Genomic DNA, 287 nt, shown 5'->3' on the forward strand with positions numbered 1-287 from the left:
GCCCTCGGGACATGCCTTTTCTATATTCTATAACGTTTCCGAATTCATATGAATAAATAAAATAATACCTGCAACCATAAGTACCATAATACTACCTGCAAATAGTGTAATACCCATGACCATTAAACTTGTGCTCATGTCCACTGATACACTTTCAATAAAAATAGAAATTACATACGTGATAAGGGCAATTCCTGCAAGAATACTTCCTGGAACAAATCGCGTTAAGCCATTTTGTTTTAACGTCATATATGCAAAAATAGCAGTCATACAAAGCGTAATTATCC

1 protein-coding gene is annotated in these 287 nt (G+C 34.5%); it reads right to left on the bottom strand.

The window, feature by feature from the left end:
- Positions 1-27: 27 nt before the first annotated feature.
- Positions 28-285, bottom strand: a complete 258-nt coding sequence (locus ACSG5Z_RS31685; RefSeq protein WP_435712933.1) for a DUF3917 domain-containing protein — start codon at positions 283-285, stop codon at positions 28-30.
- Positions 286-287 lie beyond the last annotated feature (2 nt).

Origin of the sequence: Bacillus pretiosus (assembly GCF_051294775.1) — a bacterium.
GTDB classification, from domain to species: Bacteria; Bacillota; Bacilli; order Bacillales; family Bacillaceae_G; genus Bacillus_A; species Bacillus_A wiedmannii.